Source organism: Streptomyces sp. NPDC005195, assembly GCF_040608315.1.
Lineage (GTDB): Bacteria > Actinomycetota > Actinomycetes > Streptomycetales > Streptomycetaceae > Streptomyces > Streptomyces kaempferi.
Map to the genome: position 1 here is coordinate 1 of NZ_JBEXHZ010000254.1, position 2,197 is coordinate 2,197.

2 protein-coding genes and 1 pseudogene are annotated in these 2,197 nt (G+C 74.7%); all 3 read left to right on the forward strand.

Going from position 1 to position 2,197, the window contains the following annotated elements:
* The first annotated feature begins 108 nt into the window (after positions 1 to 108).
* Positions 109 to 1,008 carry a hypothetical protein gene (locus ABZV34_RS38680; RefSeq protein WP_356287745.1) on the forward strand — a complete coding sequence of 300 codons (900 nt, stop codon included), beginning with the start codon at positions 109 to 111 and terminating at the stop codon, positions 1,006 to 1,008.
* A complete protein-coding gene (locus tag ABZV34_RS38685; RefSeq protein ID WP_356287748.1) occupies positions 1,005 to 1,631 on the forward strand; it encodes a nitroreductase family protein in 627 nt (208 codons plus the stop codon). The genes ABZV34_RS38680 and ABZV34_RS38685 overlap by 4 nt, the downstream gene beginning before the upstream one ends.
* A gap of 149 nt (positions 1,632 to 1,780) precedes the next feature.
* Positions 1,781 to 2,197 (forward strand): annotated as a pseudogene (locus tag ABZV34_RS38690) (cytochrome P450); the annotation flags it as partial.

Sequence of the window (2,197 nt, forward strand, 5' to 3'; positions counted from 1 at the left end):
CCCCCACGACCCGATGAGCGCCACCCGGGCCGGTCAGGCCGCCCCGCCCGCCCTGGCCACCTCGGGGGCCGGTCCGCGGTCCGCCGTCCACGGCGCGGGATTCCGGCTGTGAGCACCGTCGCGCTTCCCTGGGTCCCGGCCCGCCTGGGCCGCTTCGTGCTGCGCATGTTCCGTCCCCACGTGTACGTCACCTACGGGGTGCTGTGGGTCTTCGCCCTGGAGGGCTCGGCCGTCGCCCTGTCCGGCAGCGTCTGGCGCCCCACCGCGGCGACGGCCGTGCGCGCGGCCAGTGTCGTTCTGGTCCTGCTGTTCCTGCGGATGCTGGACGAGCAGAAGGACCTCGCCCACGACCGCGTGCACCACCCGGACCGGCCGCTGGTCACCGGGGCGATCACCGTCCCCGAACTGCGCGGGGCCATGACCGTCATCACCGTGGTGGTGGCGGGTCTGAACGCCGCCCTCTCCCCCGTCGCCGTGCTCCTGGTCCTGCTGGCGCCGGCCTACGCGCTCGTGCTCCCGGTCCTGGAAGCGGCGTCCGCGGCGGTGCGCGAGCGGCCGCTGCCCGGCCTGGCGGTCACCTACCCCGTCCAGGTGCTGCTCGGCGGCTACGTGTACCTGTCGGCGGCCGAATCCGGGACGGTCGCCGCCGACTGGCGTGCCGTACCGCTGCTGGCCCTGTCCGCCTGTGTGTTCCTGCACTTCGAGTTCGCCCGCAAGACCGCCTGGGAATCGGCCCCGGACGACCGCCTGTACTCCTCGGTGCTCGGCCCGGCGGGCAGCGCCGCCGTCGCCCTGGCCCTGGCGGCCGGCGCCGTGGTGTGCGACGTCCTGCTCTTCCGGCCCACCACCGTCCCCGGACTGCTGCCCTGTCTGCCGGCCCTGCTCCCCGCCGTGGCGGCACGGCGTTTCCTGACGGCCCGCCACGGCGGCTGGCCCCTGGCGCCGGCCATGGGATACGTCGTGCTCACCCATCTCGCCCTGGTGCTCCAGGCGGTGTTCCTGCCGTGACCGATCTGACCTGCGAGGAACTGCTGACGACCACCCGCACGGTACGGCGCGGGCTGGACCTCGAACGCCCGGTGGAGCGGGAGGTGGTCGAGGACTGCCTGCGCATCGCCCTGCAGGCGCCCAACGGCAACAACCGGCAGAACTGGCGCTGGCTGGTGCTCACCGACCCGCGGGTGCGCGCCGGGGTGGCGGCCGTGTACCGGGCCGCGTACTACGAGCGCAACGCCACCGCCCTGGCCGGGCTGGACCGGGCTCCGGACGACGTACGGCGCATGCTGACCGCCGCCCGCCGGCTGGCCGACCGGCTGCACGAGGTGCCGGTCCTGGTGATCCCCTGCCTCCAACTGGAGGTCGAGGAACTGCCGTCCGGGAACCAGGCGGGGCTGTGGTCCTCGCTGCTCCCGGCCGCCTGGAGCTATGCGCTGGCGGCGCGCAGCCGCGGGCTGGTCACCGGGTGGACCACGGTCCACCTGGACCGGGAGCGGGAGGTCGCCGACCTGCTCGGGCTGCCCGCCACGGTCCACCAGGGCGCTCTGCTGCCCACCGCCCATCCGCTGCGGACCGTCTTCGGCCCCGGCCCCCGGCTGCCGCTGGAACAGGTGCTGCACCACGACGGCTGGTGACGGAGAACGAGAGAAGGGCCGGTCCGCATGTGAAGGCCGCAGGCTTCACCGGCCACCCCCGCCACCCCGGCCACCCCAGACATCTGCGACGGACCTCCACGGTCGGGACGACCGGGGCCGTTCGCTCTCGGCGCTCACCCGGAGGGTCCATGTCCGAACCGATCACCCCCTTCGTCCCGGTCGAACGGGGTGTCACCGAACACCGGCCGGCACACGCCGCGTTACGCGCGGCCGGTCCGCTCGTGCGGGTGGAGGCGCCCGCCGGCGGCCCCGCGTGGATCGTCACCGAGGAGGACCTCGCCAGGCAGGTCCTCACGGACGCGCGGTTCGTCAAGGATCCGGGCATGGCACCGGCCGGCTGGGACCGGCGGGTGGCCGGCCTGGAGCGGCCCGTCGCGGAGCAGATGTCGGTGACCACCCTCGACGGCCCCGCGCACGCGGCACTGCGCAGGGCGCACGCCCCGATGTTCTCGGCGCGCGGCATCAGCCGGTACTACGACCGGATGACCGCCATCGCCCGTGAACTGCTCGACGAGCTGGCCGCGTCGGTGCCCGCGGGTCGCGCG